At 61.7% G+C, this 20,534-nt stretch carries 22 protein-coding genes; 9 read left to right on the top strand and 13 right to left on the bottom strand.

Going from position 1 to position 20,534, the window contains the following annotated elements:
* Nucleotides 1-11 precede the first annotated feature (11 nt).
* The gene (locus ACFPN2_RS16640) at nucleotides 12-704 is read left to right on the top strand and encodes a response regulator transcription factor (protein ID WP_380598449.1); all 693 of its coding nucleotides are present in this window, start codon (nucleotides 12-14) and stop codon (nucleotides 702-704) included.
* Here the strand turns inward: ACFPN2_RS16640 and ACFPN2_RS16635 are convergent.
* Genes ACFPN2_RS16635 through ACFPN2_RS16625 form a run of 3 tightly spaced genes read right to left on the bottom strand, consistent with a single transcriptional unit; the run spans nucleotide 682 to nucleotide 4,848 of the window.
* A complete protein-coding gene (locus ACFPN2_RS16635; RefSeq protein WP_380598447.1) occupies nucleotides 682-2,043 on the bottom strand; it encodes a phospholipase D-like domain-containing protein in 1,362 nt (453 codons plus the stop codon). The genes ACFPN2_RS16640 and ACFPN2_RS16635 overlap by 23 nt on opposite strands.
* 48 nt (nucleotides 2,044-2,091) lie before the next feature.
* Nucleotides 2,092-4,356: a tetratricopeptide repeat protein gene (locus ACFPN2_RS16630; RefSeq protein WP_380598445.1), complete on the bottom strand. Its 2,265-nt coding sequence runs from the start codon at nucleotides 4,354-4,356 to the stop codon at nucleotides 2,092-2,094.
* A complete protein-coding gene (locus ACFPN2_RS16625; protein ID WP_380598443.1) occupies nucleotides 4,357-4,848 on the bottom strand; it encodes a hypothetical protein in 492 nt (163 codons plus the stop codon). It lies immediately after the preceding gene.
* A gap of 252 nt (nucleotides 4,849-5,100) precedes the next feature.
* On the opposite strand from ACFPN2_RS16625, the gene ACFPN2_RS16620 reads away from it, so the two are divergent.
* Nucleotides 5,101-5,553 carry a hypothetical protein gene (locus ACFPN2_RS16620; protein ID WP_380598441.1) on the top strand — a complete coding sequence of 151 codons (453 nt, stop codon included), beginning with the start codon at nucleotides 5,101-5,103 and terminating at the stop codon, nucleotides 5,551-5,553.
* On the opposite strand, the gene pcaF is transcribed toward ACFPN2_RS16620, so the two are convergent.
* Nucleotides 5,554-6,756 (bottom strand): 3-oxoadipyl-CoA thiolase, encoded by a 1,203-nt coding sequence (gene pcaF, locus ACFPN2_RS16615; RefSeq protein WP_380598440.1) that lies wholly within the window; start codon nucleotides 6,754-6,756, stop codon nucleotides 5,554-5,556.
* A 73-nt stretch (nucleotides 6,757-6,829) separates the two neighbouring features.
* Here pcaF and ACFPN2_RS16610 point away from each other — a divergent pair, with 73 nt between their 5' ends.
* On the top strand, nucleotides 6,830-7,726 hold the full coding sequence (locus ACFPN2_RS16610; RefSeq protein ID WP_380598438.1) for a DMT family transporter: 897 nt from the start codon (nucleotides 6,830-6,832) through the stop codon (nucleotides 7,724-7,726).
* Here ACFPN2_RS16610 and ACFPN2_RS16605 read toward each other — a convergent pair.
* On the bottom strand, nucleotides 7,677-8,645 hold the full coding sequence (locus ACFPN2_RS16605; RefSeq protein WP_380598436.1) for an EamA family transporter: 969 nt from the start codon (nucleotides 8,643-8,645) through the stop codon (nucleotides 7,677-7,679). The two genes, ACFPN2_RS16610 and ACFPN2_RS16605, sit on opposite strands and share 50 nt — an antisense overlap.
* A gap of 99 nt (nucleotides 8,646-8,744) precedes the next feature.
* On the opposite strand from ACFPN2_RS16605, the gene ACFPN2_RS16600 reads away from it, so the two are divergent.
* Nucleotides 8,745-10,181 carry an aminotransferase-like domain-containing protein gene (locus ACFPN2_RS16600; RefSeq protein WP_380598434.1) on the top strand — a complete coding sequence of 479 codons (1,437 nt, stop codon included), beginning with the start codon at nucleotides 8,745-8,747 and terminating at the stop codon, nucleotides 10,179-10,181.
* Between the two features lie 40 nt (nucleotides 10,182-10,221).
* Here ACFPN2_RS16600 and ACFPN2_RS16595 read toward each other — a convergent pair whose 3' ends face one another.
* From ACFPN2_RS16595 to ACFPN2_RS16585, 3 genes are read right to left on the bottom strand one after another with little or no spacing between them, the layout of a single operon-like run.
* Nucleotides 10,222-10,359 carry a hypothetical protein gene (locus tag ACFPN2_RS16595; protein ID WP_380598432.1) on the bottom strand — a complete coding sequence of 46 codons (138 nt, stop codon included), beginning with the start codon at nucleotides 10,357-10,359 and terminating at the stop codon, nucleotides 10,222-10,224.
* Nucleotides 10,360-10,371: 12 nt separating this feature from the next.
* Nucleotides 10,372-10,578: a hypothetical protein gene (locus ACFPN2_RS16590; protein ID WP_380598430.1), complete on the bottom strand. Its 207-nt coding sequence runs from the start codon at nucleotides 10,576-10,578 to the stop codon at nucleotides 10,372-10,374.
* On the bottom strand, nucleotides 10,575-10,760 hold the full coding sequence (locus ACFPN2_RS16585; RefSeq protein ID WP_380598428.1) for a hypothetical protein: 186 nt from the start codon (nucleotides 10,758-10,760) through the stop codon (nucleotides 10,575-10,577). The genes ACFPN2_RS16590 and ACFPN2_RS16585 overlap by 4 nt, the downstream gene beginning before the upstream one ends.
* 145 nt (nucleotides 10,761-10,905) lie before the next feature.
* Here ACFPN2_RS16585 and gcvA point away from each other — a divergent pair, with 145 nt between their 5' ends.
* The 3 genes from gcvA to ACFPN2_RS16570 are packed head-to-tail and all read left to right on the top strand — an operon-like array spanning nucleotide 10,906 to nucleotide 12,482.
* Nucleotides 10,906-11,814, top strand: a complete 909-nt coding sequence (gene gcvA / locus ACFPN2_RS16580; RefSeq protein ID WP_380598426.1) for a transcriptional regulator GcvA — start codon at nucleotides 10,906-10,908, stop codon at nucleotides 11,812-11,814.
* Nucleotides 11,815-11,856: 42 nt separating this feature from the next.
* Nucleotides 11,857-12,093, top strand: a complete 237-nt coding sequence (locus tag ACFPN2_RS16575; RefSeq protein ID WP_380598425.1) for a FitA-like ribbon-helix-helix domain-containing protein — start codon at nucleotides 11,857-11,859, stop codon at nucleotides 12,091-12,093.
* A complete protein-coding gene (locus tag ACFPN2_RS16570; protein ID WP_380598423.1) occupies nucleotides 12,090-12,482 on the top strand; it encodes a type II toxin-antitoxin system VapC family toxin in 393 nt (130 codons plus the stop codon). The genes ACFPN2_RS16575 and ACFPN2_RS16570 overlap by 4 nt, the downstream gene beginning before the upstream one ends.
* 8 nt (nucleotides 12,483-12,490) lie before the next feature.
* Here the strand turns inward: ACFPN2_RS16570 and ACFPN2_RS16565 are convergent, their stop codons facing one another.
* On the bottom strand, nucleotides 12,491-12,871 hold the full coding sequence (locus ACFPN2_RS16565; RefSeq protein ID WP_380598421.1) for a hypothetical protein: 381 nt from the start codon (nucleotides 12,869-12,871) through the stop codon (nucleotides 12,491-12,493).
* A gap of 8 nt (nucleotides 12,872-12,879) precedes the next feature.
* Complete coding sequence (locus ACFPN2_RS16560; protein WP_380598419.1) at nucleotides 12,880-13,311, bottom strand: VOC family protein; 432 nt, start codon at nucleotides 13,309-13,311, stop codon at nucleotides 12,880-12,882.
* A 179-nt stretch (nucleotides 13,312-13,490) separates the two neighbouring features.
* On the opposite strand from ACFPN2_RS16560, the gene ACFPN2_RS16555 reads away from it, so the two are divergent.
* Nucleotides 13,491-14,408 (top strand): pirin family protein, encoded by a 918-nt coding sequence (locus ACFPN2_RS16555; protein WP_380598417.1) that lies wholly within the window; start codon nucleotides 13,491-13,493, stop codon nucleotides 14,406-14,408.
* 184 nt (nucleotides 14,409-14,592) lie between these two features.
* Here the strand turns inward: ACFPN2_RS16555 and ACFPN2_RS16550 are convergent, their stop codons facing one another.
* The 3 genes from ACFPN2_RS16550 to ACFPN2_RS16540 all read right to left on the bottom strand — a co-directional run bounded on the left by ACFPN2_RS16550 (nucleotide 14,593) and on the right by ACFPN2_RS16540 (nucleotide 19,742).
* On the bottom strand, nucleotides 14,593-18,273 hold the full coding sequence (locus ACFPN2_RS16550) for an ABC transporter permease/M1 family aminopeptidase (RefSeq protein WP_380598415.1): 3,681 nt from the start codon (nucleotides 18,271-18,273) through the stop codon (nucleotides 14,593-14,595).
* Between the two features lie 19 nt (nucleotides 18,274-18,292).
* Nucleotides 18,293-19,186, bottom strand: a complete 894-nt coding sequence (locus tag ACFPN2_RS16545; protein ID WP_380598413.1) for an ABC transporter ATP-binding protein — start codon at nucleotides 19,184-19,186, stop codon at nucleotides 18,293-18,295.
* Between the two features lie 103 nt (nucleotides 19,187-19,289).
* Nucleotides 19,290-19,742 carry a DUF6249 domain-containing protein gene (locus tag ACFPN2_RS16540; protein WP_380598411.1) on the bottom strand — a complete coding sequence of 151 codons (453 nt, stop codon included), beginning with the start codon at nucleotides 19,740-19,742 and terminating at the stop codon, nucleotides 19,290-19,292.
* Nucleotides 19,743-19,958: 216 nt separating this feature from the next.
* On the opposite strand from ACFPN2_RS16540, the gene ACFPN2_RS16535 reads away from it, so the two are divergent.
* Entirely contained in the window at nucleotides 19,959-20,534 is a 576-nt protein-coding gene (locus ACFPN2_RS16535; protein WP_380598409.1) for an RNA polymerase sigma factor, read from the top strand.

Genomic DNA, 20,534 nt, shown 5'->3' with positions numbered 1-20,534 from the left:
AGGGACAGCGGATGGAAACTGGGGACGGTCGCGCGGACGACCGGATATACGCGGCGGCGGAACGCTTCGTCGTACACATCATCGACGACGACGACAGCTTTCGTACCAGCCTGCTGCGCTTGTTCCGCTCGAAAAACATCCAGGCGGTGGGCTACGCCACGCTCGCCGAGTTTCAGCGCGCCGATGTCGACAGCACGCCCGGCTGCCTGTTGCTCGATCTGTGCCTGCCCGACGGCGACGGCCTGGAAATGTTCGAGCGGCTGATGGGCGACGACTCGGTGCTGCCGGTGATTTTCATCAGCGCCTTCGCCGATATTCCCATCAGCGTCCGAGTCATGAAATCGGGCGCGCTGGATATTCTGACCAAGCCCGTGCGCAGCGAACTGCTGCTGGAAACGATCGAGCATGCGCGCAAGGTCGCCCTGCGGCGTTATGCCGCGCGCACCGAAGTTCGCGATCTGTTGGAACGCTATAGAACATTGACCGACCGGGAGCGCGCCGTGTTCGCCGGCGTCGCCGAAGGCAAGCTCAACAAACAAGTTGCGGTGGAAGTCGGCGCCTGCGAGCGCACCATCAAGTCCGAGCGGGCCAAGATGATGAAGAAGCTCCAGCTCACGCGCCTGGTGGATGTGGTTCGCGCAGCGGAGATGGTGGGACTGAAACTGTCGTTCGACAACGGCCCTACAACTGAAAGGCAACCGTAAGCAGCACGCCTTCAGCGATGTCGCGCAGCAGCCCGGGCGGCTCGGCGCGATACAACTCGCCTTGCTCTGCCATCGCCGAGATCCAGTCAGCCAGCCAGTCGATGGTCTGCCGGCCATAAAACACGACTGCGGCTTCATGGTTGAGCAGCAGACTTCGCAAGTCCAGATTGATCGAGCCGCACATCGCCAGCGTCTCGTCGATCACGACACCTTTGGCATGAACCATTCGCGGCAGCAGACGAAACTCCACGCCGGCAGCCGCCAGATCTCGCATCGGCCGTGAACGCACAAAGTCCGCTAGCAAATGATTCGAGCGCTGCGGAATCGCAATCGTCACCTTCACGCCTCGACGCGCCGCCAAGCGCATCGCCGCTCGCAGACTGTCGTCGGGCACGAAATACGGCGTGACGATGAGCAAACGTCGTCGCGCGCGATAACAGCCGTCGATCAGCAGTGACTGCGCCGTGTCCTCGACCTGATCCGGACCGCTCGGGAGAAATTGCGCCAGCTCGCCACCTACAACATCTACGGCCACGCGCTCGCGAATGGGTGCGCGCAGATGCGTGGTGTTCCAATCGAGATCGAACTGCCGGCCCGCGGCCGAAGCCACCGGCCCTTCCAGATCGAAAGAAAGATCCGGCCAGAGCGTGCCACTCGCGTCGCCGAGGAAATATTCAGCGGCGAGATTGCGACCGCCGCACCAGAGCAAACGATCGTCGACCACGACCAGCTTGCGATGGTTACGCAAATTACGCGGACCGAGACGACGCAAGCTGAAGAACGGACGAAACACCGCCACCTTCGCACCGGCGCCTCGCAACTCTTTCATGTAACGACGTGGCGCGAGAATGGCAAAGAAGCCATCGAGCAGCAGTCGCACTTGCACGCCTTCTCGAGCACGACGGGCCAGGCGCGCGACGACGTCACTACCGAATGCGTCGTTGCCAATGATGAATGTGCTGATGTCGATGGTCTGACGCGCGTCGTCGATGAGCTTGAACAACGCGTCGCGCGCCTGCATGCCGTCGGCGTGCATCCGAACGTTGCAGGAGGACGGAGGCGCCAGGCCGAAACTCTCGATCAACTCCGCCGCCCAATGCGGCCCTTCGACAACCACACCCGCATACGGAATCGCGACCGGCTTCAGCTTGCGCTGCCCGAACAGCAGGTACAGCGGCAACATGACATAGGGAACCAGCGCGAGGCCCAGCACCCAGGCAATCGCGGAGGTCGGCGCACGCCGCTGATCCAGCGCGCGACTGGTGAGGATATAAACGAGGAGCGCAATCGCGCTGACCAGGAAGTGCTGCGAAGGAGTCGGCAGCCAATCGACGATCATTGGGCTCGCATCCCCTGCCCCGGAAGGGGGCGCAGGGTAGCAGAATTGCTACGGCAGGGCCCGCGACAGGCTTTCCAAATACGTCTTTTCCGCCGCCTCGTTGCCAGCCTCCCGCGCGTAGGCCGCCAGCGCGGTGAGCAAGCTCCGGTCATAGGGACGAAGGCGGAGCGCATTCTCCAGGGTTTGCATCCCTTCCTTCTTCTTACCGGTGTCGTACAGCGCGACCCCGAGCACATATGCGTATTGGGTGTAGGTCGGCGCCGCTTGCGCCGCCGCCTTCAGCTCGGCGATGGCGTCGTCATAGCGACGCTCTCGAATCAACGCCAGGCCCAACGAATGATGTAAGGCGGCGGAGTGCGGGCCTTCCTCGCGCTGAGCCTCCAGCCCGGTCTTCAGCACCGCGATCGCCACGGCGTTTTCACCGGTGCGGCTCTTCAGATCGGCCAGGTTTACATACGCGGGACCGAAGGTGGGATCGAGTCGAATCGCTGTTTGATAGGCCGCCTCGGCTTCGGGTACCTGACCGAGCGAGGCCCGCAGGTTACCGATATTGATATGAGCGCCCGGCTGGTCAGCATTGGCCAGCTGAGCTTGCTCATATTCGGAGATCGCCGAGGCACTCAAACTTTCTGGCGGCGCCGACGCGATCGCCGAAACTCTCACCGCGCGGATTGGATCGGTAAGCAGTGGCAGTAGTGCTGAACGCTGCGCCGGCGGATACGCACTGAACGCATCGGCCGCGGCCGCACGCACCAGCGGATCTGCATCACGCACGGCTGAATTCAATGCATTGAGCGCAGTCTCGCCAGGATAGGTCGTCAGCCGAGCAACGGCCGAAGCACGAACGATGGCGGGTTCGCTCGCATCCGTGGCGATGTGAGATAACTGATTCACCAGTTCGGGCGTGGCCCAGCGAACCGGACGAACTCCGTTGACACCCTGCGCCTCGCGGTACCAGGCAAAGGTTTCTCCAAACATCGTCTCGTGACGCCGGTTCGGGCCGTACCACTTGGCGATTTGTTCCGCCGCCCACTTCGGCCCGCGCGCCTTGTGACATTCCGTGCAAGCATCCGGCCCGTCCGTCAGATCCGGTCGCGGAATACGGAAGCTGTGATCGCGACGAGCATCGATTTGCATGTACACGCGCGATGGCGCATGACAGTCCACGCACTGCGAGCGCGGCGTGCCCGGTTTGTGAAAGTGATGCTCAGGCGAGTCGTATTCTTTCTTGTGCAGGCCGGACGTGTCGATACTGGGCCGCGCCGCCGGCGCACTGGCGTTGTGGCAACCAGCGCACAGCTGATTTCCCTCACGACGCAGCTTCAGCGAATGCGGCTCGTGACAGTCGCTGCAACGAACGCCCTTGGCATGCATCTTCGACTGCAGGAACGAGCCGTACTCGTACACCTCGTCGAAAATCTTGCCGTTCGGAAAATACAAATCGTCCGTGAGCAACGCCGGCAGATGAGTCTGCATCAGCTTCTCGCCGTGACGATAGTTTTCTGAGATCACCGACCGCCGCGAGTGACAGCGAGCGCACGTTTCGACCTGGACGGTCGCGTCGGGCCCGGCGAAGTCCACCGGGAAGTCTTTCTTGCCCGGCGCCGGCGACTCGAGATGGGTCGACGCGGGACCATGGCACGCCTGACACCCGACATCGATCTGCTTCCAGCTGGTCTTGTAGCTGTTGGTTTGCAGATCGAAGTTTTTCTTCAAGTCGGTGGAGTGACACTCCGCGCACATGAAGTTCCAGTTCTGCGACGGCTGGGTCCAGTGCAACGGATCGAGATGATCGATGCGTTCCTTGGGATAAAGAGAAAACCACCGCCGCGCCCGCACGTCCCACGCGATCGTGAACGCCTGCAGTCGCCCGCGATCCAGCTCGATCAGATATTGCTGAAGCGGCTCGACGCCGAACGTGTACTTGACCTCGAAGTCGGCGGGCTTGCCGTCGGCGCCGTCGGTGTTGATCCAGTACTTGCCATCGCGTTGGAAAAATCGGGTGCGGACCCCGTCCTTGCTGAAACTGGCGTTATCGAAATTGCCAAGCACCGTGGACGCGTTCGGCTCTTGCATGGCGAGGTCGTGATGCGAGCCATGCCACGCCTTCGCCTGATCGGCATGGCAAGTCGCGCATGCTGACTCGTCAACGAACGTCGCCGCGACAGTCGCGTGCGCGGGGACCGCCGCAGTTGGCGCGGCAGTCTTGGCAGGCGATTCAGTCTGACGAAACAGCAGCAGCGCGAGGCCGCCACCGACGAGGGCGATTAAAACCAGCGACGCGGCCCATGCGCGACGCCCGAACCGGCGCATTTATTTCTTGGGATCGGGCGCGGGCGAAGCCTGGGACTGCGGAGCCGCCGACTGCGCCTTGTTGTCGGGAGGAACCAGCAACGGTGACAGCATCACGACATCGGGATCATCGGACGTCACTGGCGCCATTGCCTCAGCAGCCGCTGCGGCCGCAGCCGCGGCTGCCGCCTGCTCCTCAGCTTGCTTGTTGGCCGTTTCCACGGTCACGTCGAGGTATCTGTGAAAGGCTCGCAGGAACGTTTCCGCGGCGGTCAGGGTCAAGGCGATCGGAATGGCCGCGATCAGCAGGGCGATGGCCCACTTGAGCGGCTTGGGCCGGCGCTGCTCCTGATCCATCGCGGCTTCACGCTCGACGGATTCCTGCGCGCGTTGCTGAATGGCTTTCTGCAAGTCGTACTGGCGCCCTTTCATATGCAGTATGCGTGCGCCGGGCACATCGCTCTGCTCGGCTGAGGCCGATTCGGGCAGGCACTCTTCGGACTGTTGACTCATGAGGGTGCGCTTTCGGTGACAGTCTCGCGGACGGGACACGCCGCAGCATAACGCGGCGGGCCCCGTGATCAACTAGTGGGACCCGTCGCGGCGAGGAATATTTGCGGATACCAAGAAGACCAGCGATGACGCCGCGGGTTCCCGAGTCGGCGCGCAGCGACTAGTACTGATGTCCAAGGTCGCCCGACAGTGCCTTGACGGCCCGTGTCCCGCTGGCGACGATGCGCCAATCAAACGCGGGGCAATGAGAAAATGAACGGCAAAGCCGTGGTCCGGTTGGGAAGTTTATGCGTGGCGCTGGCATGGCTCGGCGTCGGCGTTGCTGAAGACACCGCCAAGGCAGCACCAACGGCCGCCGACACCGCGCGCAAGTCCTGCGTCAGTCAGTGTGAAATCTCCAACGGGACTTGCAACAGCAAAGTGCGTCAGGCGCGCCAGGAGTGCTCGAAGAAGGCCGCCAACAGCGGGCGCGACCCGATGACGATGCGCAATAGCGACTACACCTACTTCTGCAGCTATTTTCGCAACCCGGGCCGGCGCGGCCCGGGCAATTTCAGCGATCGATTCACCCAGCACTACAACCTGTGCATCGATGTCATGCAACAGAATATCGCCTCGATGCGCTACGACTGCTATCTCAATGAGCGCGACGCGCAGACCATTTGTCGTTCGGAGCTGCGCGACTGCCAGGCTGCCTGCCAGTAATCAAACGCGCTCGATCACCATGGCGATACCCTGCCCTACACCGATGCACATCGTGCACAGAGCATAGCGACCCGACGTCTTCTCCAGCTGATTCAACGCCGTCGTCACCAGACGCGCACCGCTCGCGCCGAGCGGATGACCGATGGCGATCGCGCCACCATTCGGATTCACATGCGCGGCGTCGTCCGGCAGGCCGAGCTGACGTGTCACCGCCAGACCCTGCGCGGCGAACGCTTCGTTCAGCTCGATCACATCCATCTGACCGATCTCGAGCTTGGCGAGTTTCAACACCTTCAACGACGCTGGCGCCGGGCCGATGCCCATGATGCGAGGCGCGACACCGGCCGTCGCCGTCGCGATCACTCGCGCACGCGGCTTCAAACCGTACTTCGCCGCAGCTTCTTCACTCGCCAGCAACACTGCACAGCTGCCATCGTTGACACCGGACGCGTTGCCCGCCGTCACCGTGCCGTCGGGCTTCACCACACCTTTCAACTTCGCGAGCGCTTCGAGCGACGTCTCGCGCGGATGTTCGTCGGCGCTGAACTTGATGGGATCGCCCTTCTTCTGCGGAATCTCAACTGGCACGAGCTCGCTTTCAAAAAACTTCGCGGCGTGCGCGCGTGCATATCGCTGCTGACTGCGCAGAGCGAATGCGTCTTGATCGGCACGAGCGATACCGAATTCCGCCGCGACGTTCTCGGCGGTCTCGGGCATGGAGTCGATGCCATACTTCGCCTTCATCAACGGATTGACGAAGCGCCAGCCGATGGTCGTGTCTTCAATCTTCGCGGTCCGCGAAAACGCGCTGTCCGCCTTGCCCATCACAAACGGTGCACGCGTCATGCTTTCCACACCGCCGGCGATCATCAGCTCAGCTTCGTTGGCGCGAATGGTGCGCGCGGCGAGATTCACCGCGTCCAGTCCTGAGCCACACAAACGATTGATGGTCGCCCCGGGAACGACGTCCGGCAAACCGGCGAGCAGCGCCGCCATGCGCGCGACGTTGCGATTGTCTTCGCCCGCCTGATTGGCGCAGCCGTAGTAAACATCGTCGACCGCGGCCCAATCGACTTTGGCGTTACGCTGGATCAACGCTTTGATGGGAATCGCACCCAGATCGTCGGCACGCACGCCGGCGAGAGCGCCGCCGTAGCGGCCGATGGGAGTGCGGATGGCATCGCAGATAAAGACTTGGCGCATGACTCGGGCTCGATAACTGATAGCAAGGAACATTCTAGCCGCGTTGGGACGGCTCGCGTAGCATAGGTTTCTTATGCCCGCGAGTAATGTCCGAGGAATTCTCAGCATGCTGGCCGCGGTGGCGATTTTCGCCGTCATGGATCTGAGCATGAAGCGCCTGGCCGAAACCTATCCTGCCATGCAGGTGACGTTCATTCGCGGCCTCGCCTCGTTGCCCTTTCTGCTGCTCGCAACTGGCACGATGGGGCGCTGGCGCGATCTGCTGCCGAATCGCTGGGGGCTGCACCTGTTGCGCGGTGTACTGCAGGTCGCGACGCTGTACTTTTTTGTCTACGCGGTGAGTCGGCTTTCGTTAGCTACCGCATACACCATCTTCATGTCCGGGCCGCTGATGATCACGGCGCTGTCCGTGCCGTTCTTCGGTGAGCGCGTCGGTTGGCATCGGTGGGTCGCCGTCATCGTAGGCATGATCGGTGTGCTCGTCGTCGTGCGACCGGGCGGCGACGGCCTGGCATTGGGTGGAGCGGCGTTACTCGGCAGCGTGGCCGCAGTCGCCGCCGCCGCGGCCTATGCGCTGGGCGTGCTGCTGATTCGAGTGCTCAAGCCGACGGAGACCAGCGCGGCGACCATGTTCTGGGCGCTGTTTCTGACCGCCACGTTCGCAGGCATTTTCTCTATCGACAGCTGGGTTCCAGTGCTGTGGGAGCACTGGTACTGGATCGTCATCATCGGCGTCACCGGCGCGCTCGGTCAGCACTTCCTCACGGAAGCCTTCCGATTGGCGGCGCCGTCCGTGATCGCGCCGTTGGAATACACGGCGCTCGCGTGGGGCATGCTGTTCGACTGGCTGTTATGGATGACGGTGCCGAACCAGCGCATGCTGATCGGCGCCGCCATCATCGTCGCGAGCGGGCTCTACGTCATTCACCGGGAGCGATTGCAGGCCCCCGCCGTGACACAAACGACCTGAGCCGCGACGGGTTCAGCACGCCCTGGAACACCACCAGACCCACGCCGACCAGCACCAGCACCGTCGCCATGATCACCAGCGAGGTGAGCGGCTCGCCCAGAATCGCCGCTCCCAGCAGCAGCGCCACGACCGGATTGACCAGCGCGTAGGTCGCGACTTTCGGCGCGGCCACTTTGGTCAGCAGCCACAAATAACAATTCAAGCCGAGGATGCTGCCGAACACGACCAGATACGCCACCGCGCCCAGCGAGCTCCAGGTCACGGCCGACGGATCGAAGTGCGCCCACTCACCGTCCACGACAGATAGGAACAGCTGAAACAATCCGCCGAAGAACATTTGCGCGCAGGTGAAGCTCAGCACCGCACCCGGCTGCACCACCCGTTTCTGAATCAACGTGCCGAAGCTCCAGCCCACCGTCGCCAGCAGCAACGCCACCACATACAACGGGTGCGCTTCGCCTGAGATCGAGCGCGTGTGAGTCACGATGGTGACGACACCGATCAACGCGACCGCCGTGCCCAGCAACGCCTGGCCTGTCGGCGCACGCTTACTGAAAAACGCCCAATCCAGCAGCAACACGATGACCGGCATGGCGGCGACGGTCAGCGCCGCGATCCCCGAAGGGATGCCCTGCTGAGCCCACACCACAAAACCATTCCCTATGCCTGAGAGCAATACGCCCGCGAGCGCGGCCATTTTCAAATCGACATTGGCCAGCGGCTTGGCATCGCGCCAGCGCAGCCAGACATACATGACGAAAGCGGCGAGCACGAAACGCATCGAGCCGCTGATCAGCGGCGGGATGTCGCGGATCGCGACCGCGATGGCCAGATACGTGGTGCCCCAGAAAAAGTAGATGGCGGCGAAAGCGGCGAGCATGCCCACCGACAGTCGCGTCGAGGTGGCTGGAAGAGACATCAAGAAAATCCTTTGGCGCGGTTGGACACTTTACCCAAGACTGGCAACCAGTACAGACTCAGGTAGACTGACCCCCGACCAATACAGTTGAGGTGGCTTATGTCTGCCGAAGAACCGCTGCTCTACGAACGCGTCGCGCGCCTGGTCGAAGCGCAGATCGCGAGCGGCGCCTTGCGTGGCAATGAGCGCATTCCTTCGGTGCGCTCCATGAGCCGCACGGCGAAGGTCAGCATCTCGACGGTCGTGCAGGCGTACCTGCACCTGGAAAACATTGGGCTGATCGAAGCGCGGCCGCAGTCCGGTTTCTATGTCCGCCCGCCGACGCGCGCGAGCGTGCCGCCACCGCGACCGAAAGTCAGTCGCTCGCGGCGACCGACGTCCATCGCGGCGGAAACGCTCGACACCTGTCGTGAAGCGCTGGCCCGGCCGGACATCCTGCAGCTCAACGGCGCGTTCACCTCGCCGACGCTGTATCCGAATCAACGGCTGAACAATCTGATCCGTGAAGTGTTGCGCGATCATCCTGCTCACGCGGGCGAATGTTTGCTGCCGCCCGGCCATGAAGAGCTGCGCCGACAGGTCGCCAAGCGCATGACGTTCGCCGGCGCGCCCGCCGATCCCGCGCACGTCGTGATCACCAGCGGCACGATGGATGCTATCACCATGTCGTTGCAGGTGTTGTGCAAGGCCGGCGATACAGTGCTGGTGGAGTCGCCGACATATTTCGGCGTGTTGCAGGTGGTCGAGTACCTCGGACTGAAAGTGGTCGAGGTGCCGAATCACACCAGCACGGGCATCGACGTCGACGCTGTTAGAAACATCGCACGCACCACGCGGCTGGCCGCGGCGGTGCTGATGCCGAACTTCAACAATCCGACCGGCAGCGTCACACCGGACGATGCGAAACGCGAAATTGTCTCGATTCTCAGCGCCGCCGAAGTACCCATCATCGAGGACGACATCTACGGCGATCTGCATTACGGCAATACTCGCCCGACGTCGTTGCGTGCGTATGACGATGCGGGCCTGGTGATTTCCTGCGGCTCGGTCTCCAAGACCATCGCGCTCGGCTATCGGATTGGTTGGGCGGTGTCGCCACAGTTCCATACCGATATCGCGCGGGCCAAATTCTTCTCGTCGGTTGCTTGTCCGACGTTGCAACAACTGGTGCTGGCTCGTTACTACGGGAGCGGTGGCTACGACCGTTATCTGCGACGAGTGCGCACGACGCTCGCGGCAAATTCGCAGAGCGCGGTCGATGCAATCATTCGTTACTTTCCGCCGGGAACTCGCGTGGCGAGGCCCAGTGGCGGCATCGTGCTGTGGATCGAATTGCCCGCGGGCGTGGATGGCGTAGAGTTGTTTCGTACCGCGCTGGCCAGCCGCATCGGCATTGCGCCCGGGCTGGTGTTCTCCGCCAAGGCGGACTATCGCAATTACATCCGTATCAGCTGCGGCATGCTGTGGACGCCGACCATCGAGCGCGCCATCGAAAAGCTCGGCCGACTCGTGGCGGGAATCGCCAAGGCGGCTTGAGCGGGCGAAGGCGCGCATCGGTGCATTGAGCGGGCGTGACTCAGCACGGCAATCGGCCGGAAAAATCTCCGGCCGATCCGCCACTACGCACATCGTCTTTCAGGCCGATCTTCAACAAGGCCAACACCGCCAGGTTCAGAATCAGCGACGCGGTCAACGTTATCAATACGAAGGCCATGGCACTTCTCCGTTACAAACGATGGGTCGTCTGCACGACCTGACCGTCGACCTGGGTCTGCGCCAATGACGCCACCGGGGTCGGCTCCTCGATCTGAGTAATGGTGACCTGACCCGCAGGCGTGACCTGCTCGTTCACGTTCCATTCCCAGGCGGCCAATGCGCTCGCATTGATGATCACTGCCGCTACCAGACTCAATACCGTTCTCGTACTACTCATGATTGTTCCCTCCATAAGGGCTGCTGCGAAAACCAACGGGCCGAATGTCGACGGCTATCGACCGGCTCGACCCACTCAAGACGAAGCTGCTCGGGATCGGGCGCCGCGGGGCGCTGTTCCCGCTCCAATTTCAGACGGTCGGCTTTCAATCTGGCCAGGGTCATGAACAGGTACTCGTCCATTTGAGCCTCCTTCGAGATATGCATCTCGGTAATGGAGGCGTAGTGTGGCCCTGGCCATTTGCCGCGAATAGCGATACTTTGTACCCGAGATCTATGATTTAAAGTCATATCAGTAGCCATCCCAAGCCGACATCAGTGGACTGCCATGAAGCGCATCCCCGTGGGCCCTCTGCGGGCTTTTGACGTTGCCGCCCGGAACCTGAACTTGAGTGCCGCGGCGGAAGAAATGAACGTGACTCACGCTGCCGTAAGCCGGCAGGTGAAACAGCTCGAGGACCGCCTCGGAGTAAAGTTGTTCGAGCGCTTACCGCGGGGATTGCGGTTAACGGCTCAGGGTGCGCTCCTGGCTGAAGGAACGCGGGCCGCGTTCGACCGCCTGGCTAGTGCACTGGAGGATGTATCGACGCCGACTGTGCGGCGGAAGCTGACCATTTCGACTTTCTCTTCTTTCAACGCGCGCTGGCTGATGCCCCGCGTACGCTCGTTCTCTATATTGTTCCCGGACGTCGATCTTCAAGTGATCACGACCGCCCAATTAGTCGATTTCGCGCGTGAGGATGTGGATATCGGCATCCGTTTCGGCGGCGGTAACTACCCGGGACTTCACGTAATGTGTCTGTTCCGGCCGCGGGAGATCGTGGTGTGCGCCCCGGCCCTGCTGAAGGGCGGCCCGCCATTAAAAACAATTAGCGATCTGCGCAACTTCACCTTGCTTCACGACGACTCGCACCACTCCTGGGCACGCTGGCTCAATGCCGTCGGCGCCAAAGGAATCGACGCCCGCCGGGGCATCGTTTGTGGCGACCGTAATTCCATGCTCCAAGCAGCGCTCACCGCGCAAGGTGTGGCGATCGCGTCTGAAGTATTCGCAGCTTCGGAGTTGGCAGCGGGACGGCTGGTAAAAGTGTTCGAGAATGAAGTGGCGTCGGAATATGCAATCTACGCCGTGTGCCTGCCGCGGCGATTGAATGATCCGATGGTCTCGGGAGTCATGGAGTGGCTGGCCAATGAAGCGAAGTCCTCGCGCGACGCTTCGCCGCCGCCGTCGGAGTAAGGCGGGAATGCAAATCGCCCCTGACGCTGGCATAATGCCAGCATGACCATCCAGATCACCATTCGGGACGTCCCCGAACAGGTCCGGGATGAACTGGCCTCCCGGGCCGCCCTGCAGGGCAAGTCCATGCAGGAATATTTGCGCGCCGAACTGGAGCGCCTTGCCGCGCGCCCCTCCGTTGAATCCTGGGTCGAGCAGGTACGCAGAAGAAAACGAGCGGCGAATACCCAAGTGTCCGCCACCGAAATTCTCAGGCACCGAGACACTGATCGACGATGAGCGTCGTCGTCGATGCCTCGGTACTGGTGGCCGCGCTGATCGATTCGAGCCAGCGAGGCGCATGGGCGGAGGACGTACTCATTTCCGGATCGCTGCATGCTCCGGAACTCGCTCGGGTCGAAGCCACCAACATTCTCCGTCGACTCGAACGCTCCAAGAACATCTCGTCCGCAGAGGCCAACTCCGCCCTGGACGACCTCATGCAACTCAATCTGGAAACGTTCGGATTCGATCCGTTCGCTGAACGCATCTGGGACTTGCGACATACCATCACGAGCTACGACGCTTGGTACGTGGCGTTGGCCGAGGCATTGCAGCTGCCGCTCGCGACACTGGACACGAAACTCGCTAAATCTCGTAGCGCCAAGTGTCGGTTCTTGACACCCTGAACTGACAGCTAAGACTTCTTCCCAAACAACGCCTCAAGCTCAGCCCGCGCTTTGTCCGCAGCCGAGGGTTGAGCAGCGTCGTCTGCCTTTTTAGAACCGCCGCCGAACAACGCATCCAGCTCCGACTGCGCCTTCGACGTCGCCTCCGTACTCTTCGCCGAGTAAGCGTCCTGCCGAGGCTTGAAGTAATCGCAGAAGTTCGCCCGCTCTTTATCCTTCACTTCCTCAGCCACCGTCTCGCGACAATGTTTCGCGACGCTGATGCTGTACCACTCGCACAGTTTGCAAACGTGGAGCTCGGCATGGCACACGCGGCATTCGTCGAGGCGGCGCAGAGGCAGACTGAGGTCTGCCAGGGACGCGCCGCATTTCCAGCAGACCAATGCCACGGCTACCCCTATCGATGCTTCTGATCGTGACTGGTGGCGATTTCGTCGTAGCCCTTGCCGACGAATTCGATCAGGCAGATGCCATGACCGAACGGGTCCGCGAGCATGGCGATCTTGCCCCAGTTATTGGTCTTCACTTGCGTCTCGAGACGCGCGCCCGCATTTCGGGCTCGATCCAACGCGCCCTCGATCTCGTCGACGACGAAGTCCAGGTGAACGGGCGTCCAGTGACGCGCGTACGAGCGCAGGTGCCGGCTGGTCGCCGACGCCGTGGTGCCATTGGGCTTCACCAGCAGATAGATGGGCGAAGTGCCGCCGAGCAGTTCAACCGCGTCCGGGCCGAAGCGGCGGCCGACGTGCAGATTGAAAGCTTTGCAATAGAAATCGGTGGCTTTGGTCAAATCGTCGACGTCGATATTGACCAGCATTTTGACGGTCATCGTATCCCTCGGGGTCGGCGCACAGCGCTTACGTAAAAGAGAGCGAGATTAACGCGTCCCTGCCTATAACACAGCAGGTCGCCAACGGACGACGACCGCTGGGCCATGATGCGCCGTGATAACACTCATGCCTTGTCGCGTGCAGATCTGCCTCAATATCGGTGGCAGGATAGCTACCCATGAACGCCATCAATCCCTTAGCTTCGAACACTTCCAGTCAGCCGCGGCGAGTCGCCCGGGTGGTGCAGTCCGTCAGCACCATCGAAGGCGGCGGCTTCCCGGTCCGGCGGCCGTTTCCCATCCAGGGCTTCAGCCACTTCGATCCGTTCCTGCTGATCGATCACCTCGGCCCCGTGCAGTGGCCGCCGGGCGGCCCGTTGGGCGCGCCCGATCATCCGCATCGCGGCTTCGAGACCGTGACTTACGTGCTCGCCGGTGAAAACGAACACCGCGACTCGTACGGCAACGCCGACGTGCTGCGGCCGGGCGACGTGCAGTGGATGACCGCCGGCGGCGGTGTGATCCATTCCGAGATGCCGACCGAGCGCTTCCATCGCGAAGGCGGCAATCAGGAAGGCTTCCAGATCTGGGTCAACCTACCGGCTGTCGACAAGATGATGACGCCGCGCTATCAGACGCTGCGCGCCTCGGACATTCCGCAGGCGAGCACTGACGACGGTCGCGTGAAGGTTCGCGTCATTGCCGGCGAGTCGCTTGGCAAGGCCGCGCGCATCGACACGCGAGTGCCGATCCAGATGCTGCATTTCACGATCCAGCCGGGTGGTGAGCTGCTGCAGTCGGTGCCTGCCGAGCAGAGCGGCTTGCTGTATGTCTTCAAAGGCAAGGCGATCATCGGTGGCGATCAACGCCAGATCGTCGAAGGTCAGGCGGCGCTGCTGGGCTCCGGTGACTCGGTCAACATCGGTGTGAGCGCCGATGAGACCGGTCCGGCGGAGATCTTGTTGCTCTCGGGCAAGCCGTTGAACGAGCCCGTCGCGCGATATGGCCCGTTCGTGATGAACACGCGCGAGGAGATCGAGCAGGCGTTCCGCGATTATCAGAGCGGACAGTTTGGATTGATTCCGCCTCGGACGTGAGCCGACGCAACCGGCGCAGCTCATGCGAGCCGCGCCGATTTCATTCCAGCTCTTACCCGGCTCATGGCGCGGTTGACGCCGCGCCGGTGCTTCATCTAGCTCTTGCCCGGCGCACGGCTGACGCCGCGCCGGCATCTAACTCCTACCCGGCGTGTCATTCGTTACGACTGCGCCGCGCGGGCATCTAGGTCTTACTCGGCGCGTCATTCGTTGCGGGAGCCGCCGCTCTAATCTCAACGGTTTTCCGATTGTCATCCGGCAACCGATCGATCAACTTGTTATACGGATCGAAGCCCACTTCGTAAGGCATCGCGTCCACCGTCATTGTGAACTTGCCGCTCGATTGCGTGATTCGCTTCCGCTCCAGATAAAGCGGCTTCTCCGTGTGCTCACCCTTGCCTGCCGCACGAGCGAACACACCCACCTCGATCCAATCATCCAACGCCACCTGCGTCTCTCGTCCCGCGCCATCGCTTTCGCGCTTGGCAGCTCCGTACTCGATCGTCACATCGTACTTCCCATTGCGCGGTGTCACTGACGCTGAAACCACACGGTTGTCGTAGAAAATGATCTTCGCGAGCAACTCGTCGATGAGCGGGTACTTGTCCGCCGTCGTCTGGGCGCGAATGTAGTCGACCAGCTCGAGCGTCGTCGTGTACGGCGGCTGTTGATACGCTTTATCTCGGATGTAATTCGCCAGCGCGCGATTCAGATTCTCCTCGCCGATCTCGTCACGCAGCCGATACAGCACCAGCGAGCCCTTGGCATAGTGAATGTACTGCTGATCCTCGACGCGCATCAGCGGCAACTCTTCGATCAGCTCGCCGCCGCGACCACGCAAATAACGATCCAGCTCGTATTTGAGAAAGCGACGCATATGCTCGCGTCCGTATTCCTTCTCCATGACCATGAGCGCCGAGTACTGCGACATCGACTCCATCAGCATGGTCTGACCCTGCACATCCGCGCCGACGACTTGATGACCCCACCATTGATGCGCCATCTCGTGCGCGGTCACGTAGAACACATAGTCGATGCTCTCGGGATCGGTGAGATTGGCGATGAAACCGATGCTCTCCGAGAACGGAATCGTGTTCGCAAAGCTCTGCGCAAACTTCGCGTAGCGAGGGAACTCGAGGATGCGCACCTGCTTGCTCTGGTACGGCGAGAATTGAGTCGTGAAGTAGTCGAGCGACTTGCGCGTCGCGTCGATCATGCGGTCGACGTTATAGGCATGCTTGGGATCGTGATAGATCTCAATGGGCAGGCCATGCCACTCGCCGCGCTTCACATCCCAGCGCGCCGACAGGAAACAGTAGAACGGCAACATCGGCCGATCCATCTTGTAATGGAAGTAGCGCCGGCCGTTCTCGGTCCACTCACGCTGTAAGTAGCCGGGAGCGAGCGCGATCTGATCGGCGCTCGTGCTCACCGTCGCTTCGAAGTTGATCCAGTCGGAATCGACGATGCCGATGTTGTAACGCGCCTGCTCGTCTTCCAGCTTCGGCTTGCGAGGCACGTCGCCCAGGCCGCGCTTGCGACGCTCGTTGCGATCCAGGAGCTGGCGCGACTCGTCGTAGCCGAAATGCGGCATTTCGTTGCTGGTGAAGAACGTACCGTTGGCATTGAGCGTCGAGCGCAGATCGCCGCCCCCGGTCGAGCGCGGCATACCGCTGTTCGTGAAGCCCCGCTCGGCACGCTCGACGATGAAGTCGAAGTCGAGCGCCGCACCCGGCGCCAACGGTTCGCGTAGCGCGAAGATGCGCATGCCGGCTTCGCGATCTTCCTTCTTCATGACCACGCCGGCCGGCGCGACCACTTCAATGCGCGCCAGCGGATTGGTATAGACGTGCAACTCGGGGATCGCCACGTCGTGCTTGTTGATCAGATGATAGTGACCCCGAATCACCGAGCGCCGTTCCTCGGGATAGATATCCACATCAGCACGCACGTCGACGACCCGGGGCTGCGGCAGATCCTTGAACTGTCGATAGTCCTTTTCCAGACGGGCCTGGCGATCGAACGCCACGTCCTCGGGCACATACTCGTTGAGGATGTTGGTGTTATAGAAAATCCAGCCGCCCGTGACGATGAACGCCAATGCCAGACTCGCGAGCGCCACAGCCTGCGGACCGCGCAAGCTCCGTAGCGCCTCGCGCCAACGAAGGCTCCACCGCGACGCCGTGCCTCGCACCCAGAATGCATTCGCGAGCACGATCAATATCGCCGCGAACAGCGTCCAGTAAGTTTGGAACCAAGCCCACGGCTTCAACAGATGACCGTAGCCATTCATGTCGGAGTACGTCATCTGCGGCGCGCCGGCGTAGTTATATAAGTTGTGCTCGTAGCCGATCTGACTGAGCACGATCTGCGCCAGCATTGCCAGGATGAGCAGCAGATAGCCGAGAAACTTATGATTGCTGATGATCTGCAGGAACAGCGCCAGCGCGCCCATCAACACGAACGGCCAGGAATCGATGAACGCGGCCTGCAAATACAGCAGCGGCTCGAGCCTCGTGTAGCCGTGCCACAGCTGGTAACCGATCGCCGCCATCACACCGAATACGATGAACGCGAAAACGACTGCGGTGACCGCGCCCAACTTCGACAGCAGCGGCACCCAGTTCGGCACCGGCAGCGAATCGGTCACTTCCGCGAGCTTGGCATCGCGCTCTCGCCACAACACGTCGCCCGCGTAGAACGAGACGATGATGACCAACAGGAACTGATAGCTGCCCTGCATGTACTGCATCATCAGCGCCGTGACCGGATACACCGAAGTACCGAAGGTGTTCTCCATCGCCGGCGAGCCGCCGAGATAGTTGAACAGGCCGAACGCCAGCAGCACCAGGAACGGAATGCTCCGGAGCACCGACTTGGTGTCGAACCACACCAGATGAGTGAATTGACCGAAGGCCGCCGAGGCATCGAAGTCATGCGGTGCAGCCAACGCCCGGGCCACGGGCCGGGCAGGCACGGAAGCCGGCACTTCGCCACGCCGCGCCGGTGCGGCAACGGAGACTTCCTCGCTCTGCGCCGAGCGCTGCCACCAATGTTTCTTCGCCCGCTGCCGCTGCGGCTTGAACAGCAGCTGCGTTGCTACCAGCATGACAATCGCCACGCCCGCCCAGATCAGGCGATTCAACAGCACCAGACCGCTCAGCTCGGGCAACAGCGTGTTGCGCTCGACCACCGACCAATAGCGCATGACCTGCGAGATCGCCTCGCCGCCAAGCGGATCGATCAGCGCGGAGATCGTGTGATATTGAATGTCCCTGGTGAGCGCCCCGGCAATCGACCATAGCGCGATGAACGCGACGACGCCGACGAACACCAACAGCAATCGGCGCGTCGTCACCGCGAGCAGGCCAAGCAGTGCGCCGGTGAATAACAGGTTCGGAATGATCATGACGCCGAAGCCCCACAGATAGGGCGCCGGCGAGAACGGCCCGAGACGTTGCGGATCGATCCAGGGCATGAACGAGCCCAGGATCATGCCCAGCGCCGTGATCGTCATGACGATCAGCGCCATGAACGAGCCGGCCGCGAAGCGGCCCCACAGATAAGTCGCTTTGTTCAGCGGCTTGCTGAAGAACAGTTCCTCGGTGCCGAGCTCGAAGTCACGTAGCAGCGGCTGTGCGATCAACGCGACGGCGACGAACATGCCCAGCGTCGAGAACACTTTGAGGAAGGTCAGGATGACGTACGGGGCATTGCGGTTCGCATTGCCGATGCCTTCGCCGATGGTGATGACGTCGGTCGTGGTAGCGGCAAAGGCCATCAAGGCGAACATCAATCCGATCACCCAGGGCAGCGGCGAGCGCAGTTGATAACGCAGCTCGAAACGAAAGAATTCGCTGAACATACGCGCCTCCTGCAATCGTTCAGGCTGCTGCGCGACTGGCCGGTGCCGCGTCGTGCTGGCGCAGTCGCTGGAAATAAACATCCTCCAGATCCGGATCGACCGCCACGAATCCCTCTTCAGGGCGCGCTTCGCTGTACACATGAATCAGCGGCTCGCCGGCAATCAACCGCGTCGACAGCACCGTATATCGCGACTGATAGTCCGGCAGCGTCGCCTTGCTGACCAGCTTGCTCCACACGCGATCGCGCATGGCCAAGATGGCCTCGCGCGGCTCGCCGCTCATCAACACTTCGCCACGACAGATCATCGCCATGCGCGGACACAGATCGGTCACGTCTTCGACGATATGAGTGGACAGAATCACGACGACCTGGCCGCCGATATCGGCGAGCAGGTTCAGGAAACGATTGCGCTCTTCGGGATCCAGACCGGCGGTGGGCTCATCGACGATCACGAGCTTGGGATTGCCGAGCAACGCCTGCGCAATGCCGAAGCGCTGACGCATGCCGCCGGAGAAAGTACCGAGTTTGCGTTTGCGTACATCCCAGAGATTCACTTGTCGCAACAGTGCTTCGACCACGTCGGCGCGCTCGCCGCGATTCAAATAACCTTTCAACACCGCGAAATGATCGAGCAGCCCGAGCGCGCTGACTTTGGGATACACGCCGAAGTCCTGCGGCAGATACCCCAGCGTGCGCCGGATCGCCATTTTGTTTGTGGCCACATCGACGCCGTTGAACGTGATGCTGCCGGAGTCGGGATCCTGCAGGGTCGCGATGGTCCGCATCAGCGACGACTTGCCGGCGCCGTTGGGACCGAGCAAGCCGAACATGCCGGCGGGAATCTGCAAAGAAACATTGCGTAACGCGGCCACACTGCCGTAGGACTTCGACAGGTTACGAATCGTGAGCATGAGCGTCTCCCTTGACGCCGGCGAGACCGGCGCACTCATTTCGACGAGCTTGTTAGAGATGAACTAGCGGAAACGAATTCTTATTGTTGGATGCGAGCGATGCTTACAAGGTTGCAGGGCCCTGCTGCGAGTAGCGGCCGTTGCGCTCGGCGCGCTCGCGCAGTTCCTGTTCCAGCTGGCGGGCTTCGACGTGACGGCCTTCGATGCCGTAATAGATGAGATACGCGAGGCCAATGCCGAGCGGCACCAGGCCGAACACCACCGGCAGCTCATCGCCGATGCTCATCGAGCCGGCCACCATGGCCAGGCCGATGAAGAACCACACCAGGCCCGGTAACAGCGAGCTGCGGCGCCGGCGGCTCTGGCCGTCGATCAACTCCAGCGGCAGCGGCGGCACTTCCATGCCGCGCTCGATAGCGGCCATGCGCTCGGCGTGGCTGAGCTCCATGAGCCGTTTGCGTTTCCGGTAGTTGAGCGCGATGTAGACGATGGGAATGGACAGGGGCAAGCCCACCGCGAAGATGATGCCGAAGATTGGGACGAGATCGCTGAGCATGATTGCCTGCCTCGAACTACCGAGCCTGTCTGAACGTGGGGTTGAGACGCATCCGACCCCATGCAAGGTTGCACTGGTCGCCACACATTATGAGGGGTCGGTGAATAACCGGTTGTAACCGGCCAGCGGCGGCGGTGTTAGGACTAACAAATCGCTCACATTGTTAAAGTGAGCCCACTGCAACCTTTCCCCCACCCCACTACGTCCCAACAGCCAATGACGTCCTCGTCAGCTTTCCAGACAGACGCCGACATACTGGAGCGGCTGTCCAGCAAGCAATATCGCGAGGCGTTCGCGTTGTTGTTGCCACGTTATCGGGATAAGGTTTTTCGCCTCATATTCAGTATGTTACGCGATCGCGCCCAAGCTGAGGACTGCACCCAGGACGTGCTCCTGCGGGTCTGGAAGGCGCTGCCGGGGTTCGCCGGCCAGTCGCAGCTGTCGACCTGGATCTATGCGATCGCCAAGAACGGCGCCCTGTCCGAGATCCGTAAGCGCAAGCCGACCGTGTCCCTGGACCAGAACGATGACGAGGACAGCTACAACCCGGCGGTCGCCGCCCTGGCCGCCCCGGAAGCCGACGACTCCGCGACCGTCAGCGTCGGGCAATTGCTCGACCAGCTGCCCGAGCGGTACCGCCAGGCCGTGGTGCTGTTCTATATGGAGGACAAGTCCTACGAACAGACCGCGACCAGTCTTGGGCTACCCCTGGGCACGGTCAAAGCCTTGCTTCATCGGGCCCGCAAGCGCCTAATCGAGCTGACCAAGGAGGCGGAAGCCGCCGCGGCTTGA

The organism is Steroidobacter flavus, assembly GCF_042651805.1.
GTDB lineage: Bacteria > Pseudomonadota > Gammaproteobacteria > Steroidobacterales > Steroidobacteraceae > Steroidobacter > Steroidobacter flavus.
The sequence above is the reverse complement of the archived record's forward strand: the minus strand, read 5'-3'. Positions and strand labels throughout refer to the sequence as shown.

Bases quoted from the DNA above. Each gene is read 5' to 3' on its own strand.
- ACFPN2_RS16555 (WP_380598417.1), top strand. From the start codon at position 13,491: ATGAACGCCATCAATCCCTTAGCTTCGAACACTTCCAGTCAGCCGCGG.
- ACFPN2_RS16640 (WP_380598449.1), top strand. From the start codon at position 12: ATGGAAACTGGGGACGGTCGCGCGGACGACCGGATATACGCGGCGGCG.
- ACFPN2_RS16545 (WP_380598413.1), bottom strand. From the start codon at position 19,186: ATGCTCACGATTCGTAACCTGTCGAAGTCCTACGGCAGTGTGGCCGCG.
- ACFPN2_RS16605 (WP_380598436.1), bottom strand. From the start codon at position 8,645: ATGTCTCTTCCAGCCACCTCGACGCGACTGTCGGTGGGCATGCTCGCC.
- ACFPN2_RS16635 (WP_380598447.1), bottom strand. From the start codon at position 2,043: ATGATCGTCGATTGGCTGCCGACTCCTTCGCAGCACTTCCTGGTCAGC.
- gcvA (WP_380598426.1), top strand. From the start codon at position 10,906: ATGAAGCGCATCCCCGTGGGCCCTCTGCGGGCTTTTGACGTTGCCGCC.
- ACFPN2_RS16540 (WP_380598411.1), bottom strand. From the start codon at position 19,742: ATGCTCAGCGATCTCGTCCCAATCTTCGGCATCATCTTCGCGGTGGGC.
- ACFPN2_RS16620 (WP_380598441.1), top strand. From the start codon at position 5,101: ATGAACGGCAAAGCCGTGGTCCGGTTGGGAAGTTTATGCGTGGCGCTG.
- ACFPN2_RS16550 (WP_380598415.1), bottom strand. From the start codon at position 18,273: ATGTTCAGCGAATTCTTTCGTTTCGAGCTGCGTTATCAACTGCGCTCG.
- ACFPN2_RS16590 (WP_380598430.1), bottom strand. From the start codon at position 10,578: ATGAGTAGTACGAGAACGGTATTGAGTCTGGTAGCGGCAGTGATCATC.
- ACFPN2_RS16575 (WP_380598425.1), top strand. From the start codon at position 11,857: ATGACCATCCAGATCACCATTCGGGACGTCCCCGAACAGGTCCGGGAT.
- ACFPN2_RS16570 (WP_380598423.1), top strand. From the start codon at position 12,090: ATGAGCGTCGTCGTCGATGCCTCGGTACTGGTGGCCGCGCTGATCGAT.
- pcaF (WP_380598440.1), bottom strand. From the start codon at position 6,756: ATGCGCCAAGTCTTTATCTGCGATGCCATCCGCACTCCCATCGGCCGC.
- ACFPN2_RS16610 (WP_380598438.1), top strand. From the start codon at position 6,830: ATGCCCGCGAGTAATGTCCGAGGAATTCTCAGCATGCTGGCCGCGGTG.
- ACFPN2_RS16600 (WP_380598434.1), top strand. From the start codon at position 8,745: ATGTCTGCCGAAGAACCGCTGCTCTACGAACGCGTCGCGCGCCTGGTC.
- ACFPN2_RS16630 (WP_380598445.1), bottom strand. From the start codon at position 4,356: ATGCGCCGGTTCGGGCGTCGCGCATGGGCCGCGTCGCTGGTTTTAATC.
- ACFPN2_RS16535 (WP_380598409.1), top strand. From the start codon at position 19,959: ATGACGTCCTCGTCAGCTTTCCAGACAGACGCCGACATACTGGAGCGG.
- ACFPN2_RS16595 (WP_380598432.1), bottom strand. From the start codon at position 10,359: ATGGCCTTCGTATTGATAACGTTGACCGCGTCGCTGATTCTGAACCTG.
- ACFPN2_RS16585 (WP_380598428.1), bottom strand. From the start codon at position 10,760: ATGGACGAGTACCTGTTCATGACCCTGGCCAGATTGAAAGCCGACCGT.
- ACFPN2_RS16560 (WP_380598419.1), bottom strand. From the start codon at position 13,311: ATGACCGTCAAAATGCTGGTCAATATCGACGTCGACGATTTGACCAAA.
- ACFPN2_RS16625 (WP_380598443.1), bottom strand. From the start codon at position 4,848: ATGAGTCAACAGTCCGAAGAGTGCCTGCCCGAATCGGCCTCAGCCGAG.